This window comes from Streptomyces atriruber, from assembly GCF_001418325.1.
Taxonomy (GTDB): domain Bacteria; phylum Actinomycetota; class Actinomycetes; order Streptomycetales; family Streptomycetaceae; genus Streptomyces; species Streptomyces atriruber.
Genome location: NZ_LIPN01000204.1, coordinates 1 through 14,809, shown reverse-complemented (window position 1 = coordinate 14,809; position 14,809 = coordinate 1). Strand labels below are relative to the sequence as shown.

Sequence of the window (14,809 nt, the reverse complement as noted above, 5' to 3'; positions counted from 1 at the left end):
CCGCTCACCCTGTCCGACCCCGGCTCGGCGACCGCCCCGCCCAAGCCGCTCAGACCTCGCCCCGCCGCCCCGCCCCGCCCTCCGCGCCGCGCCGCCCGTACGCGTCGACGACCCGTCGCCGCGAGTCGTCCAGGTACTCGACGAGCAGCGCCTCGGCGTCGTCACGGCGGCCTTCCTGGAGGGCTTCCAGGATCTGCAGGTTGCGTGCGATGTAGGGCTCGTGGAGCCGCCGCGGGTCGTCCACCACGTGGAAGGCGAGGCGCAGTTCGGCGAAGACGCTGCGCATCAGCTCGTCTGTGCGCTCGCTCCCGGCGAGGGCCACGAGCTCCCGGTGGAAGTCGATGTTGGCGGTGGACACGCCCTTCCAGTCACCGGCACGCGCGGCCCGGCGCCCGTCCGAGACGGCGTCGGCGAGTCCGTCCACGGCGAACGGCGGTTCGCCGAGCCCGCGCACGACCGCGCATTCGACGAGGGAGCGGGTGCGGTAGATGTCCACTACGTCCGCATCGGTCAGCATCCGTACGAAGACTCCGCGGTTGAGCTGGTGCTCAAGGAGCCGCTCGTGCGTGAGCAGCCGGAAGGCCTCCCGCAGCGTGTTGCGGGAGACGCCGAGGGCGCCGCCGATGCTGTCTTCGGAGAGTCGTGTGCCGGGTGGGAAGAAGCCCGCGGCGATGCGGCTCCGCAGGATGTCGGAGACCCGCTCCGCCGTACTGGTGCGCCCAAGGAGCGCGCGGTCGTCGGCCAGTCCGTTCACGTCACCCATCCCCTCCGCCATGCCCGGATTCAATCGCAGATGCAAGAACGAAACAACAGGGGTATTGAGGGATCGTTCAACGATCCTCTACGTTGTCGGGCACGGTTCACCGCTCAACCCCGCCATGACCGCTCCAGCACCCTCCGTCCCTCACCTGTGAGGTGCCCATGAGCACGACCCCACCGCCCCGCACGGCCGCCCCTGCCGACCCACGCCCCGTCCAAGAACAACTCCCCGACGACAGCGGCGCCTTCGGCTGGCTGCGCGCCCTCGGCCCACGCGGCCGCCGCGCCTTCGCCGGCGCCTTCGGGGGCTACGCCCTCGACTCCTACGACTACTTCACGCTGCCGCTGAGCATGGTGGCGCTCGCTGCCTACTTCGGCCTCGACAGCGGCCAGACCGGGCTGTTCACCACCGTCACCCTCGTCGTCTCCGCCGTGGGCGGCGCCGTCGCGGGCGTGGTCGCCGACCGGATCGGCCGCGTCAAGGCCCTGATGATCACGGTCGTCACGTACGCCGTCTTCACCGTCGCCTGCGGCTTCGCGCCCAACTACGAGACGCTGCTGGTCTTCCGCGCCCTCCAGGGGCTCGGGTTCGGCGGCGAGTGGGCGGTCGGCGCGATCCTCGTCGCCGAGTACGCCACCGCCAAGAACCGCGGCCGCACCCTGGGCGCGATCCAGAGCTCCTGGGCCGTGGGCTGGGGGCTCGCGGTGATCGTCTACACCGTGGTGTTCCAGTTCCTCGACGAGGACGTCGCCTGGCGCGTCATGTTCTGGACCGGTGCGCTGCCCGCACTGCTCGTGATCTACGTACGGCGCAATGTGCACGACGCGCCCGAAGCCGCCGAGGAGCGGCGCAAGAGCGCCGACAAGGGATCGTTCACGGCCATCTTCAAGCCGGGGCTGCTGCGCACCACGTGCTTCGCGGTGCTCCTGTCCACCGGTGTGCAGGGCGGCTACTACACGCTGGCCACCTGGGTGCCCACGTATCTGAAGAGCGACCGCGGCCTCACCGTCGTCGGCACCGGCGGCTATCTGACCTTCCTGATCTCCGGCGCCTTCATCGGCTATCTGACCGGCGGCTACCTCACCGACAAGCTCGGCAGGAAGCGGAACATCACGCTCTTCGCGTTCCTCTCCGCGGCCAGCATCCTCGCGTACACGAACATCCCGGACGGCGCCAACGGCCTTCTCCTTGTGCTCGGTTTCCCCCTGGGCTTCTGTATGTCGGCGATCTTCAGCGGCTTCGGCTCGTTCCTCAGCGAGCTGTATCCGGCCGCGGTCCGCGGCACGGGCCAGGGCTTCACGTACAACACGGGACGCGCGATCGGCGCGGTCTTCCCCACCATGGTCGGCTTCCTCGCCGACAGCTGGGGCGTCGGCGGAGCGCTGGTCTTCGGAGCCATCGGGTACGGCCTCGCCGTCCTCGCGCTGCTGGGCCTTCCGGAGACGCGCGGGAGGGAGCTCCTGTGAGCCGCGACACGCGCGACGCGCCGGTGATCCGCAGCGCCGCGAAGGCGCGCGCCGTCTTCCGCGCGGGCGGGACGAGCCCCACCGCAGGATGGGCCGCGGGCTTCACCCAGGCCAACCTCATCTCCGTCCCGGCGGAGTGGGCGTACGAGATGCTCCTCTTCTGCCAGCGCAACCCGAAGCCCTGCCCGGTCCTCGACGTCACGGACGCGGGCTCCTGGACCACCCCGCTCGCCCCCGGCGCCGATCTCCGCACCGATCTGCCGCTCTACCGCGTCTGGGAGCACGGCGAGCTGATCGACGAGCCCACGGACGTGGTCGACCGCTGGCGCGACGACCTGGTGACGTTCCTCATCGGCTGCAGCTTCACCTTCGAGTGGGCGCTCGCCGACTCCGGCGTCCCGCTGCGCCACATCGAGCAGGGCCGCAACGTCCCGATGTACGTGACCACCCGCCCCTGCCGCCCCGCGGGCCGCCTGCACGGCCCGATGGTGGTGTCGATGCGTCCCGTGCCGCCCCGCCACCTGGCCGACGCCATCAGGGAGAGCTCCCTGATGCCGGCGGTGCACGGCAGCCCGGTGCACTGCGGCGACCCCGGCGGACTCGGCATCGAGCATCTGGACCGCCCCGACTTCGGCGACGGGGTGACCGTCGAACCGGACGACATACCGGTGTTCTGGGCCTGCGGAGTGACGCCGCAGGCCGCGGTGATGGCATCTCGGCCACCCTTCGCGATCACGCACGCGCCGGGCCGGATGTTCATCACCGACGCCCGGGACGAGCAGTACCGCGTGGTGTGACAGCCGAGAACCCTGGAGGCTTACGCAGATGACCGCCCCCCTGATCGATCTCAACGCCGACCTCGGCGAGGGCTTCGGCCGCTGGCGCCTGACCGACGACGAGGAGCTGCTCTCCGTCGTCACCAGCGCCAACGTGGCCTGCGGGTTCCACGCCGGGGACGCGGCCACCATGCGCCGGGTGTGCGACCGCGCCGCCGAGCGTGGGGTGCGGATCGGCGCCCAGGTGTCCTACCGGGACCTCGCGGGCTTCGGGCGGCGCGCCATGGACGTACCCGCCGCGGAGCTGGCCGCCGAAGTGGCGTACCAGATCGGCGCCTTGGAGGTGTTCGCCCGCGCGGCGGGCACCCGCGTGTCGTACGTGAAGCCGCACGGTGCGCTCTACAACCGCGTCGTCCACGACGAGGAGCAGGCCCGCGCGGTCGTCGACGGCGTGCTGCTCGCCGACGCCGCGCTGCCCCTCCTTGGGCTGCCCGGATCACGCCTCCTGGAGACGGCGGAAAAGGCCGGACTCCCGGTCGTCACCGAGGCGTTCGCGGACCGCGCCTACACAGAAGAGGGCACTTTGGTTCCGCGCGCCGCCGAAGGAGCGGTCGTCACGGAGGCGGACAGCGTCGTCGCACGGTCCGTCGGGATGGCCCGGTTCGGCGTCGTCACCTCCCACGGGGGCCGTGAGATCGAGGTCCGCGCGCGGTCGCTGTGCCTGCACGGCGACACCCAGGGGGCGGTGGGTCTGGCCCGCCGGGTGCGGGCGGAACTGGAGTCGGCGGGCGTACGGGTGGAGGCCTTCGCGTGAGGGCCCTGCCGGTCGGCGAACAGGCCCTGCTCGTCGAAGTCTCCGACGGCACCGAGGCCCAGGCCCTCCACGCCGAGCTACTGCGCCGCCGCGCGACGGGCTCGTTGCGGGTACGGGAGATCGTGCCTGCAGCCCGCACGGTGCTGCTCGACGGCCTGGACGAGCCCCGCCGCGTCGGGGCGGAGCTGCCCGGCTGGGAGATCCCGCCACTGCCTCGGCGCGCGGAGGCGGTCCTGGAGATCCCGGTGCGGTACGACGGGCCGGACCTCGCGGACGTGGCGGCGCACTGGGGTGTCCCGGTGCACGAAGTGGCGCGGATCCACTCGGCCGCCGAATTCCGCGTCGCCTTCTGCGGGTTCGCTCCCGGGTTCGGCTACCTGACCGGTCTGCCCGGGCGCTACGAAGTGCCGCGCCGGGCCACGCCCCGCACCGGCGTCCCCGAGGGCAGTGTCGCCCTGGCGGGCCCCTACACGGGCGTCTACCCCCGCGCGTCGCCCGGCGGCTGGCAGCTGATCGGCTCGACGGACACCGTGCTGTGGGACCACGCGCGCGTGCCCGCCGCGCTGCTCTCCCCCGGCGTCCGCGTCCGGTTCGTGGCAGACACCCCCTCGATGGACACCCCATCGAGGGACACCCCACCAACGGCCGCCCCGTCGACGGACCCGACAGCGAGGTCGCGATGACCGACCGTGCCTTCGCCGTCGTGCGAGCCGGTGCCCTCACCACCGTGCAGGACCTCGGGCGTCCCGGGCACGCCCATCTCGGGGTGCCCCGCTCCGGGGCCCTGGACCCGCCCGCCGCGCGCCTGGTCAACCGTCTGGTGGGCAATCCGCCCGACGCCGCCGCCTTGGAGACCACGCTCGACGGCTGTGCCGTACGCCCGCGCAGGACCGTCACGGTCGCCGTCGGCGGAGCGCCCTGCCCGGTGACCGTGGACGGCCGACCCGCGCCCTGGGGAGCGCCGGTGCGGGTGCCCGCGGGGGCTCTCCTGAACGTCGGATCGGCCGTCTCCGGAGTACGTTGCTACGTCGCGTTCGACGGCGGAGTGGCCGTCGACCCGGTGCTCGGCAGCCGCTCCACGGACCTGCTCTCGGGCCTCGGTCCGCCACCGCTGGCGGACGGAGCCGTCCTGCCGCTGGGCCGCCCCGGCGCCGCGCACGCACGCGTGGACACCGTGCCGCAGCCCGCGCCTCCTCGGGAGCTGGTGCTCCGGGTGGCGCTCGGGCCGCGCGCGGACTGGTTCACGGCGGCGGCTCTGAACACGCTCACCACGCGCACGTACACTGTGTCCTCGGCGAGCAACCGCATCGGGCTGCGCACCGAGGGGCCGCCCCTTGAGCGGCGGTTCGAGGGAGAACTGCCCAGTGAGGGCATGGTGCTCGGCGCCGTGCAGGTCCCGCCGGACGGCAGGCCCGTCGTCTTCCTGGCCGACCATCCGACCACCGGGGGCTACCCGGTGGTCGCGGTCGTCCGCGAGAGCGACCTCGCCTCGGCGGCCCAGGCCCGGCCGGGCACGCCCGTCCGGTTCGTCGGCGCCGGCCGGCGCTGAACCCGAGAAGCCGCCCGAAAAGCCTCGCGAAAGGCCCTGCGGGAGGCCCGTGCGTGACCCGCTACACGGCCGCGTCCGGACCGATCCTGCTGCGCACCGCGGTCTGTACCTCGTCCTCCTCGGCGGGGTCCGTGGCGAGCCTCCGGAGTCGGTTCACGACGCGGGCGTCACCGGTCTCGGCATGCCGTGCGGCGACTTCGCGGGTGGTCTCCTCGCAGTCCCAGAGGCACTCGACGGCGAAGCCGGCGGCGAAGGAGGGGTCGGTGGCGGCCAGCGCGCGGGCGGCGCGGCCGCGGAGGTGGGAGGAGGCGGTCTCTCTGTAGACGTGCCGCAGCACGGGGGCGGCGCAGGCGATGCCGAGGCGTCCCGCGCCGTCGACGAGGGTCCACAGGGTCGGCGCGTCGGGGCCCTCGCCACGGACGGCCTCGCGCAGTGCGGCCAGGACCAGCTTGCTGTCCTGTGCGCCGCCCCGGCAGGCGAGCATCCGCCCGGCGGCGGCGCCGAGGCCGTCTGGCCGGTAGGCCCAGCGCCGGGCGCGCTCGACGGCGGCGACGCTCCGCATCCGTTCGAAGGCCTCGGTGGCGGCGTCCACGACGACCGGGGAGGGGCTCTCCGCGGCGTACTCGATGAGGTCGAGGACTTCGGGGTCGTGGGTGTCCGCGAGGTAGCGCAGAGCGGTGCCGCGCGCCCCGTCCGAACCGTCGCGGGCGGCCCGGACGATCTCGGCCCGGTCCTCGGGCCCGGCGACGGCGGTCAGGCAGCGGGCCGCGGGCACGTACAGGACGGAGCCCCGCTCCAGGCCTTCCTGCGCCCAGTCGAAGACGGCCTGGACGCTCCAGCCGGGGCGTGGTCCCGAGGGCCTCATCTGGCGCTGCCATCGGTCGAAGGAACCCTGTTCCCGCGCGGCTCGCACGCGGGCGCCGATATCGGCGCGGGGGTCCTCCTCCCAGAGGCGCCAGGGCCTTGGTTCGTAGGCGTCGCGGACGGCGGCGGCCAGGTCGGCCTCGCCCTCGGCGTCGGGGGCGAATCTGGCGAGCACGGGGGCCGCGAGGGCGCGCAGGCCCGCGTCGTCGTCCCGCAGCGCCAGCTCGTCCAGGGCCCAGGCCCAGTTGGTGCCGAACGCCGCGTACCTCCGCAGCAGTTCCAGGGCGTCCTGCCTGCCGTACGAGGCGAGGTGCCCGAGGACCGCCAGGGCGAGTCCGGTGCGCGAGTCGTCCGTGTTCAGGACGTCCTCGGCATCGAAGAGGTGCCGCTCGATCTCGCCGAGGCCACCGTGCAGGTCGAGGTAGAGCCGGGCGTAGTACAGCGAACGGTTCTCCACCTGCCAGTCGTGGCGGGGATCGTTCAGCACGCACTGGTCGAGGGCGGTGAGCGCCTCTGAGCGTGGGGCGGTGAGCGCGTGCAGGGTGCCGTCGCCGCGGCCCCTCTGCAGCAGGCCGAGCAGCGTACCGCTGGGCGCTATGACCGGATCGAACATGGGAAACAGCCTCACATCAAGCGTCGACGCAACCGGGAATCACGCATTACCTGGCCGTGCGCCAACACGTCGGGCCGCCCGCCGTCTTTTGCTTGTCGAAGACCATCTTCCTCTGCCTCTCGTCGGTGGCCCGGAGGTTCCCGGACGGGAGGTCCGGGGGCGGGCCGCTCACGGTCCGCGCGGTGCGGCAACATCTGCCCCGCCGTCGCGTCCGTGAATCACGTCGTCATGATGACCCGGCGGTCAGGTCCGCCGCGACCACATTTCCAGCGCCCCCGTTGTTGCTGGTCAGGTACCCGGTTCAGGCGGCCCCGAACAGCTGCAGCAGCTCCGCCTTCCCGAACATCCTGGCCGTGTCGACGGCCGAAGGAGTACCGGCGGCAGGATCCGCGCCACCGTCCAGGAGGGCCCGGATCACCGCGTCCTCGCCCTTGAAGACGGCTCCGGCGAGCGGGGTCTGCCCGCGGTCGTTGGCGCGGTTGGTGTCGGCGCCGCGCTCCACGAGGGCCACGACCGCCCCGGCGTGCCCGTGGTAGGCCGCCAGCATCACCAGCGAGTCACCGCTGTCGTTCGTGAGGTTCGCCGGAACACCCGCGTCCACATAGGCGGCGAGCGCCGCGGCATCGCCCTGACGTGCCAGATCGAAGATCTTGGTCGCCAAGTCCACGACCTCCGGGTCGGGGGCTTCGCTCATGGGGGCGTCCGCCTTTCTGGGTGCGCTGCCTGTGCAGCCGTACGAGTGAATCGACAGGGTACTGCCCCCGCGGGTACATGACCCGGCCCGCCCGAGGCAAAGATCACGCAGGGGCTCGAAGGCCACCCGAACCCGCCTCTCATGGTCCAACCGAGCTCCACCATTAGAGGGAAAACTCAAGAAATTAACCCATTTGCACCTTTTATCGTATGGATACATGCTGTGAACCTGGAAGAACTCATGGTGACTGTCCCCACCAAACCAGGAGAACCGTCATGGTCCTTTCCATCTCGGGCGTCGTACTGCTCGGAATCATCGTCTTCCTCTTCTTCCGCAAGGACGGGCTCAAGGCGTCCCACGCGCTGGTCTGCGCCCTCTTCGGCTTCTTCATGGCGGGCACCGCCATCGCCCCGAGCATCAAGGCCGGCAGCGCGAGCCTGGCGAGCCTCCTCGGCGGGATCAAGTTCTGACGTTCCCGTCCTTCGTACGCACCTTCAGGAGACAGACGTGGCCAGGCGACCACTCCCCCGCATTCTGAGCAACGGCACCGCATCCATCGCCCGGAGCAGGGAGCTGGCACGGTCGGCGGCCGACAGCGCCACGGATGTCCTCCATCCGCTGATCACGATCACCCGCGGACTGCGCCGGCTGGCTGCCGCCGGGCGGCGCAGGTGGGCCGACACCCCCAAGGACAAGCGCGGCCCGCTGCTGTTCCTGGTGGCGTCCGTGATCCTCGTCGTGGCGCTCGTGCCCTACGGGCCGCTGCTCGCCCTCATCTCCCTGATGGCGGCAGCGGCGTGGACGGGCCGCGAGCGCACCGCCCCGGAGCCGACCGGCCCGGACGAGGCGCAGGTGCAGCGGCTGCAGTCCCTCTACGAAGCGCTCGTCCCGTACTTCTCGGTCCCCGAGGACCCCGCCCCGCTCTTCGCGCACGGCGGCGAATGGGACAAGGCCTTCGTGGAGCACGACTTCGACGACACCGGTCGGATCTCCCGGCTCGTGGTGCGCTACCCCGCGTACTTCACGGACGGCGAGGCCGAGTCCCGCGCGCGGATCGAGCAGTTGCTGCACGCCAAGGCGGGCCGCGGCCGCGAGTACCACTTCACGTGGGACGAGGAGGGCAACCAGCTCACCGTCACCGTGCTCGCCCCGCTGCCCACCGACATCGCGGCCCAGCGGTTCGTCACCGCACCCGGAGAGACCGTCCTCGGCTTCACCGACGAGACCGGCGTCCAGCGCACCCTGCCGCTGGCCGACGGTGCGGAACAGCGCGACGTGCCCCCCGTCGTGTGGCGCACCGGCATCCGTTCCACCGAGCCGCACCTGCTCGTCGCAGGCCAGCCCGGCAGCGGCACGACGACGCTGCTGCGCTCCATCGCCCTCCAGGCGCTGCAGTACGGCGACGTGCTCATCGTCGAGGGCAGCGGCACCGGCGACTACGCCTGCCTGACCGGCCGTGACGGGGTCCTCGCCATCGAGTGCGGGCTCGCCGGGGCGCTCGCGAGCCTCGAATGGGCGGCGCACGAGACCGAGCGCAGGCTCATCGCGGCGAACCGCGCGCGGCAGGCGGGCCATCCGCCGCCGGAGGACACCAAGCGCCCCCTGTGGATCCTCCTCGACCGGCCGAGCGCGCTCGGCCACCTCGCCGCGGCCGACGGGCGCAAGGACCCCCAGTCGCTGCTGCAGGTCCCCCTGCGGCACGGCAGGGCGGCCAACGTGACGGTCGTGGTCGCCGATCAGCTGGACGGCCTGGACGCGCTGAGCGATCCCGTGCACCAGCACACCCGCGCGCGCGTGGTGCTCGGCTGTGCCACGGTCGACCAGTTGGAGGACGTCCTCGGCGTCCCGCCCCACACGACGCCCACGTCGGACGTCCCGCCCGGCCGTGGGTACGCCCGGCTGGGCGCGGGCCAGGTGCACCGCCTCCAGGTGCCCGCGACCCCCGATCCGTACGACGACGCGACCAGTGAGGCGCACCGGCAGGCGGTCCTGGAGCTGCTGCCGGAGCGGAGCACGCCGCCGGACGAGGCGGCGAACGCCGCCCCTGAGGCCACGGAGGCGGAACCGGTCCCTGCCGAGAACTGACGCCGTTTCACGGAAACGGACGTCGGCGTCAGGTCCACGTAGACGGGCGTCAGGCGACGAAGGGGTGCGCGGCCTGCACCCCCGCGCCGGCGCCCGTCTCCACGAGCCGGGCCGCCGCGGCCAGCCGCACCGCCGCCTCCTCGGCGACCGCTCCTGCGACGGTGAACGGCAGCCGCACGTACCCCTCGAACGCCCCGTCGACCCCGAAGCGCGGCCCCGACGGAACCCGCACGCCCACCCGCTCGCCCACTTCGGCGAGCCGCGACCCGGAGACGCCCCCGGTGCGCACCCACAGGGTCAGACCGCCGCGCGGCACCTCGAACTCCCAGTCGGGCAGCTCCCGGCGCACGGCGGCGACCAGCGCGTCGCGGTTCTCCCTGGCCTGCTCCCTGCGCACGTCCACGGCGGCCTGCCAACCGCCGGTGTTCAGCAGCCAGTTCACCGCGAGCTGTTCGAGTACCGGAGTGCCGAGGTCGGCGTACGCACGCGCCGCGACGAGGCTGCGGATCACGTCGGGGGCGGCGCGCACCCAGCCGATGCGCATGCCGGCCCAGAAGGCCTTGCTCGCCGAACCGACGGTGATGACGGTGGAGCCCGCGGGATCGAAGCCGCAGACCGGGCGCGGCATGGTGAGGTCCGCGTCGAGGCCGAGCTCGCTCATCGTCTCGTCGACGACGAGGACGGTGCCCGCCGAACGGGCCGCCTCGACGAGTTGCCTGCGCTGGTCCTCGTCGGCGAGCGCGCCCGTCGGGTTGTGGAAGTCCGCGACGACGTACGCGAGCCGGGGCGCGGCGTCGCGCAGCACCTGGCGCCAGCGGTCCATGTCCCAGCCCTGGAGGCCTTCGGCCATGGCGACCGGGACGAGGCGGGCGCCCGCCTCGCGCATCAGCTGGAGGATGTTGGCGTACGACGGTGACTCCACGGCGATGCGTTCGCCGCGGCCCGCGAAGAGATGGCAGATGGCGTCGATGGCGCCCATCGCTCCGGTGGTCACCATGATCTGTTCGGGCATGGTGGGGATCCCGCGCGCGGTGTAGCGCTCGGCGAGCATCTCCCGCAGGGCGGGCAGCCCCGCGGGGTAGTCGCCGTGCGTGTGGGCGTACGGCGGGAGCGCTTCGAGGGCGCCCTGGACGGCGCGGGTGAGCCAGGGCTCGGGAGCGGGCAGCGCGGCGCAGCCGAGGTCGATCATGGAACCGAGCGCCTCGGGCGGCAGCGGTTCGAGACCGCGCGCGGGGAGGGGATTTCCGGCGGGGACGGCGGTCCAGCTGCCCGCTCCCCTGCGGGACTCCAGGAACCCCTCGGTGCGCAGCGCCTCGTAGGCGGCGGCGACGGTGGTGCGGCTGACGGCGAGCGCCACCGCCAGTTCGCGCTCGGCGGGCAGGCGCGCGGCGACCGGGACGCGGCCTTCGAGCACGAGCAGCCGGATGCCGTCGGCGAGGGCGCGGTAGGCGGGCGGGCGGCGCGAACCGTTGCCCACCGGGCGGTCCTGCTGGGAGGCGAGGAGGCGGGCGAGCTGCGTCGAGCCCATTGCTGAAGTCCACTGAGCCATGATTCCCAGTCCACCTTCCCCGAATTGGCCATGGTTGGCGTCTCAGTACAAGCCACAGAGTGTCATGTGTCAGGCCACTACCACCACCAGCAGGGGGCACCTCTTGTCCGGCACGACACCCGAGGCGACGAAGCGGCAGCTGCCACGGAGACTCACGCAGCTGTACGTGGGCCTCACCCTGTACGGCGTGAGCTCCGCGCTCCTCGTGGTGTCGGGCCTCGGCCTGGAGCCGTGGAACGTGCTGCACCAGGGGCTCGCGGAGCTCACCGGTCTGTCGATCGGTGTCGTGTCCATCGCCGTGGGCGCCGCGGTCCTGCTGCTGTGGATCCCGCTCAGGCAGCGCCCCGGCCTCGGCACGGTCTCCAACGTCTTCGTCGTCGGCCTGGCGATGGACGCCTCGCTCGCCCTGCTCCCCGATGCGCACGGGTGGGCCGTCCGCGTCCCCTTGATGGTGTCCGGGATCGTCCTGAACGGCGCGGCGACCGGCCTCTACATCGCGGCCGCGTTCGGCCCCGGCCCCCGGGACGGCCTGATGACCGGCCTGCACCAGCGGACCGGACGCTCGATCCGGCTGATGCGGACGCTCATCGAGGTGGTGGTGGTCGCGACCGGCTTCGCGCTCGGCGGCACCGTGGGCGTCGGCACCGTCCTCTACGCGCTGTCCATCGGCCCGCTCGCCCAGTTCTTCCTGCGCCGATTCGCCATCCCCGCGACCACCACAGGAGGCGTCGTGGCCTCCGGCGGCCCGTCGGAGCAGGCAATACTGCAGCAGTGACCACGCACGTACGCCACCCCTACCTCGATCACCCGGGCCCGCTCGCCCTCGCCCACCGCGGCGGCGCGGCCGACGGCCTGGAGAACACCGCGGCGGCGTTCCGGCACGCCGTCGACCTCGGCTACCGCTACATCGAGACCGATGTGCACGCCACCGCCGACGGCCGCCTCGTGGCCTTCCACGACACCACGCTGGACCGGGTGACGGACGCGGCGGGGCGCATCATCGACCTCCCCTGGAGCGAGGTGCGCCACGCGCGCGTGGCGGGCAGCGAGCCGGTACCCCTCTTCGAGGAGTGCCTCGAAGCATTTCCCGACGTGCGCTGGAACGTGGACGTGAAGGCGGAGCCCGCGCTCCTTCCGCTGCTCGAACTGATCCGCAGGACCGGCTCCTGGGACCGCGTCTGTGTCGGCTCGTTCTCCGAGGCGCGCGTGGCCAGGGCCCAGCGCCTGGCGGGCCCGCGCCTGGCCACCTCCCTGGGCACCCGGGGCGTGGCGGCGCTGCGCCTGCTGTCCTATGGAGTGCCCGCCGCCCTGCGCCGCTCCGCGGTCTGCGCCCAGGTGCCCGAGACGCACGGCAGGATCCGGGTGGTCGACCGCCGCTTCGTGCGCGCCGCCCACGCGCGCGGGCTGCAGGTCCACGTGTGGACGGTCAATGACGCCGAGCGGATGAGCGCCCTGCTCGACCTGGGCGTGGATGGCATAGTTTCCGATCACATCGAGACGCTGCGCGGGGTGCTGAAGGACCGGGGGACCTGGGTCTGACCTGCCCCGGGGCCGCGTCGCACCACGGGGAACAGCGAGGTCACGGGTGAGCACCGACACCGTGAAGGCAGCGTCGATCGGCGACGGAGCCGCCGCCGATCGACGGCGTGAGCAGCGGGGCTGGTACGTCTACGACTGGGCGTGCTCGGTCTATTCGACGAGCGTCCTGACCGTGTTCCTGGGGCCCTGTCTCACGGAGATCGCCAAGGCGGCCGCGGATCCCGAGGGGTACGTGCATCCGCTCGGGATCCCGGTCCGCGCGGGCTCCTTCTTCGCCTACACGGTCTCCCTTTCGGTGATCGTGTCGGTCTTCGTCATGCCGCTGGCGGGGGCGGCCGCCGACCGCACGGGCCGCAAGAAGCCCCTCCTCGCGGCTGCCGCCTATCTGGGGTCGGCCGCCACTGCGGGCATGTTCTTCCTGGACGGGGAGCGCTATCTCCTCGGCGGGTTCCTGCTGATCGTCGCCAACGCCTCGCTCGCCGTCTCGATGGTGCTCTACAACTCCTACCTGCCGCAGATCGCTCCTCCGGAGGAACGCGACGCGGTCTCCTCGCGCGGCTGGGCCTTCGGCTACGCGGCGGGCGCCCTCGTCCTGGTGGCGAACCTCGTCCTGTTCCTCGCCCACGACGGTTTCGGTGTCTCCGAGGCGACCGCGGTCCGGATCTGTCTCGCGTCGGCGGGTGTCTGGTGGGGTGCGTTCACGCTCGTCCCCCTCAAGCGGCTGCGGGACCGCCGGACGCCCGCGCAGGAGGCCGGTGCGTCGCCCCGGGGCGGATGGCAGCAGCTGCGGGCGACGGTGCGGGACATGCGCGGCCACCCCCACACGCTCGCCTTCCTGCTCGCCTACCTCGTCTACAACGACGGAGTGCAGACGGTGATCTCCCAGGCGTCCGTCTACGGCTCGGAGGAGCTCGGCCTCGGCCAGTCCACGCTGATCGTCGCGGTGCTGCTGGTGCAGTTGCTCGCGGTCGCCGGCGCCCTGGCCATGGGACGACTCGCCCGGGCGTACGGCGCCAAGCGGACCATTCTCGGCTCGCTCGTGGCCTGGACGGTGACGATCGGGGCCGGGTACTTCCTGCCCGCCGGCGCGCCCGCGTGGTTCTTCGTCCTGGCCGCGGGGATCGGCCTGGTCCTCGGCGGCACACAGGCGCTGTCCCGCTCGCTCTTCTCGCACCTGGTGCCGCGCGGGAAGGAGGCCGAGTACTTTTCGGCGTACGAGATCAGCGACCGCGGGATGGCCTGGCTGGGACCGATGATCTTCGGCCTCACGTATCAGCTCACGGGAAGCTATCGGGATGCCATCGTGTCGCTCGTGGCGTTCTTTTTGCTCGGATTCGCCCTGCTCGCACGGGTACCGGTACGGCGTGCGGTGCGCGACGCGGGCAATCCCGCACCCGACCGGATTTAGCAACTGAAGCCAAAGGCCGGTAGTGTACGCCTTTGGCCTGCCAGGCGGACCGTTACTGCGAGCTGAAGAATCAGAAACGCTGGGTGACATCTGCTGCCAGATGTGACAAACCGGGCACTGGTGGGTACAACAAGGGGCGGCATACGACGGCGACGCATAACCCTGAACGGGAATCTTTACCGCCGACCGGACGTTGACCGGATGACGACGACAGCGACACCTGTCCTGTGGGCGACAAGCCCGGGAGGCACGATTCATGAGTGAGCGAGCTCTTCGCGGCACGCGCCTCGTGGTGACAAGCTACGAGACCGACCGCGGCATCGACCTGGCCCCGCGCCAGGCCGTGGAGTACGCATGCCAGAACGGACATCGTTTCGAGATGCCGTTCTCGGTCGAGGCGGAGATCCCGCCGGAGTGGGAGTGCAAGGTCTGCGGGGCCCAGGCACTCCTCGTAGACGGCGACGGACCTGAGGAGAAGAAGGGCAAGCCGGCGCGTACGCACTGGGACATGCTCATGGAGCGCCGCACCCGAGAGGAGCTCGAAGAGGTCCTCGAGGAGCGTCTCGCGGTTCTCCGGTCCGGCGCCATGAACATCGCGGTGCACCCGCGTGACAGCCGCAAGTCCGCCTGACGGCGAACTCTGCGGTCGCACCGCACACAGCACAACGCATCAAAAGGGCCGGGGCCACTGC

The 14,809-nt window shown here is 72.1% G+C and carries 14 protein-coding genes and 1 pseudogene; 11 read left to right on the top strand and 4 right to left on the bottom strand.

Features of this window, described 5'->3' with window-relative positions; all coding sequences use genetic code 11:
- Positions 1-49: 49 nt before the first annotated feature.
- A complete protein-coding gene (locus AOK03_RS21990; protein ID WP_055567037.1) occupies positions 50-775 on the bottom strand; it encodes a GntR family transcriptional regulator in 726 nt (241 codons plus the stop codon).
- A gap of 146 nt (positions 776-921) precedes the next feature.
- On the opposite strand from AOK03_RS21990, the gene AOK03_RS21985 reads away from it, so the two are divergent.
- From AOK03_RS21985 to AOK03_RS21965, 5 genes and pseudogenes are all read left to right on the top strand, one after another.
- Positions 922-2,226 (top strand): MFS transporter, encoded by a 1,305-nt coding sequence (locus AOK03_RS21985; RefSeq protein WP_055567036.1) that lies wholly within the window; start codon positions 922-924, stop codon positions 2,224-2,226.
- Positions 2,227-2,258: 32 nt separating this feature from the next.
- Positions 2,259-3,023, top strand: a pseudogene (locus tag AOK03_RS21980) (putative hydro-lyase); the annotation flags it as partial.
- Positions 3,024-3,051: 28 nt separating this feature from the next.
- Positions 3,052-3,816, top strand: coding sequence for a LamB/YcsF family protein (locus tag AOK03_RS21975; protein ID WP_055567034.1), 765 nt, complete (start codon positions 3,052-3,054; stop codon positions 3,814-3,816).
- Complete coding sequence (locus AOK03_RS21970; RefSeq protein WP_079074875.1) at positions 3,813-4,499, top strand: 5-oxoprolinase subunit B family protein; 687 nt, start codon at positions 3,813-3,815, stop codon at positions 4,497-4,499. The genes AOK03_RS21975 and AOK03_RS21970 overlap by 4 nt, the downstream gene beginning before the upstream one ends.
- Positions 4,496-5,365 carry a 5-oxoprolinase subunit C family protein gene (locus AOK03_RS21965; protein WP_055567033.1) on the top strand — a complete coding sequence of 290 codons (870 nt, stop codon included), beginning with the start codon at positions 4,496-4,498 and terminating at the stop codon, positions 5,363-5,365. The genes AOK03_RS21970 and AOK03_RS21965 overlap by 4 nt, the downstream gene beginning before the upstream one ends.
- Before the next feature lie 61 nt (positions 5,366-5,426).
- Here the strand turns inward: AOK03_RS21965 and AOK03_RS21960 are convergent, their stop codons facing one another.
- Positions 5,427-6,842, bottom strand: coding sequence for a hypothetical protein (locus AOK03_RS21960; protein ID WP_055567032.1), 1,416 nt, complete (start codon positions 6,840-6,842; stop codon positions 5,427-5,429).
- A gap of 301 nt (positions 6,843-7,143) precedes the next feature.
- Positions 7,144-7,536, bottom strand: coding sequence for an ankyrin repeat domain-containing protein (locus AOK03_RS21955; RefSeq protein ID WP_055567031.1), 393 nt, complete (start codon positions 7,534-7,536; stop codon positions 7,144-7,146).
- A 275-nt stretch (positions 7,537-7,811) separates the two neighbouring features.
- Here AOK03_RS21955 and AOK03_RS21950 point away from each other — a divergent pair, with 275 nt between their 5' ends.
- Positions 7,812-8,006: a hypothetical protein gene (locus tag AOK03_RS21950; protein ID WP_055567030.1), complete on the top strand. Its 195-nt coding sequence runs from the start codon at positions 7,812-7,814 to the stop codon at positions 8,004-8,006.
- A 37-nt stretch (positions 8,007-8,043) separates the two neighbouring features.
- Positions 8,044-9,621 carry a hypothetical protein gene (locus AOK03_RS21945; protein WP_055567029.1) on the top strand — a complete coding sequence of 526 codons (1,578 nt, stop codon included), beginning with the start codon at positions 8,044-8,046 and terminating at the stop codon, positions 9,619-9,621.
- 49 nt (positions 9,622-9,670) lie between these two features.
- Here the strand turns inward: AOK03_RS21945 and AOK03_RS21940 are convergent, their stop codons facing one another.
- Entirely contained in the window at positions 9,671-11,170 is a 1,500-nt protein-coding gene (locus tag AOK03_RS21940; RefSeq protein ID WP_055567028.1) for an SCO1417 family PLP biosynthesis transcription factor, read from the bottom strand.
- Positions 11,171-11,234: 64 nt separating this feature from the next.
- Between AOK03_RS21940 and yczE the strand changes: the two genes are divergently transcribed.
- The 4 genes from yczE (at position 11,235) to AOK03_RS21920 (ending at position 14,748) form a co-directional block, all read left to right on the top strand.
- A complete protein-coding gene (yczE, locus tag AOK03_RS21935) occupies positions 11,235-11,945 on the top strand; it encodes a membrane protein YczE (protein WP_055567027.1) in 711 nt (236 codons plus the stop codon).
- Positions 11,942-12,709: a glycerophosphodiester phosphodiesterase family protein gene (locus AOK03_RS21930; protein WP_055567026.1), complete on the top strand. Its 768-nt coding sequence runs from the start codon at positions 11,942-11,944 to the stop codon at positions 12,707-12,709. Before yczE ends, AOK03_RS21930 begins: the two co-directional genes overlap by 4 nt.
- 46 nt (positions 12,710-12,755) lie before the next feature.
- Positions 12,756-14,117, top strand: coding sequence for an MFS transporter (locus AOK03_RS21925; RefSeq protein ID WP_055567025.1), 1,362 nt, complete (start codon positions 12,756-12,758; stop codon positions 14,115-14,117).
- A 256-nt stretch (positions 14,118-14,373) separates the two neighbouring features.
- Positions 14,374-14,748, top strand: coding sequence for an RNA polymerase-binding protein RbpA (locus AOK03_RS21920; protein WP_030360404.1), 375 nt, complete (start codon positions 14,374-14,376; stop codon positions 14,746-14,748).
- Positions 14,749-14,809 lie beyond the last annotated feature (61 nt).

What these genes read in the sequence shown, in the direction of transcription:
- AOK03_RS21950 (WP_055567030.1), top strand. Translation starts at nt 7,812, where the DNA reads ATGGTCCTTTCCATCTCGGGCGTCGTACTGCTCGGAATCATCGTCTTC.
- yczE (WP_055567027.1), top strand. Translation starts at nt 11,235, where the DNA reads ATGTGTCAGGCCACTACCACCACCAGCAGGGGGCACCTCTTGTCCGGC.
- AOK03_RS21955 (WP_055567031.1), bottom strand. Translation starts at nt 7,536, where the DNA reads ATGAGCGAAGCCCCCGACCCGGAGGTCGTGGACTTGGCGACCAAGATC.
- AOK03_RS21985 (WP_055567036.1), top strand. Translation starts at nt 922, where the DNA reads ATGAGCACGACCCCACCGCCCCGCACGGCCGCCCCTGCCGACCCACGC.
- AOK03_RS21965 (WP_055567033.1), top strand. Translation starts at nt 4,496, where the DNA reads ATGACCGACCGTGCCTTCGCCGTCGTGCGAGCCGGTGCCCTCACCACC.
- AOK03_RS21975 (WP_055567034.1), top strand. Translation starts at nt 3,052, where the DNA reads ATGACCGCCCCCCTGATCGATCTCAACGCCGACCTCGGCGAGGGCTTC.
- AOK03_RS21960 (WP_055567032.1), bottom strand. Translation starts at nt 6,842, where the DNA reads ATGTTCGATCCGGTCATAGCGCCCAGCGGTACGCTGCTCGGCCTGCTG.
- AOK03_RS21920 (WP_030360404.1), top strand. Translation starts at nt 14,374, where the DNA reads ATGAGTGAGCGAGCTCTTCGCGGCACGCGCCTCGTGGTGACAAGCTAC.
- AOK03_RS21940 (WP_055567028.1), bottom strand. Translation starts at nt 11,170, where the DNA reads ATGGCTCAGTGGACTTCAGCAATGGGCTCGACGCAGCTCGCCCGCCTC.
- AOK03_RS21990 (WP_055567037.1), bottom strand. Translation starts at nt 775, where the DNA reads ATGGCGGAGGGGATGGGTGACGTGAACGGACTGGCCGACGACCGCGCG.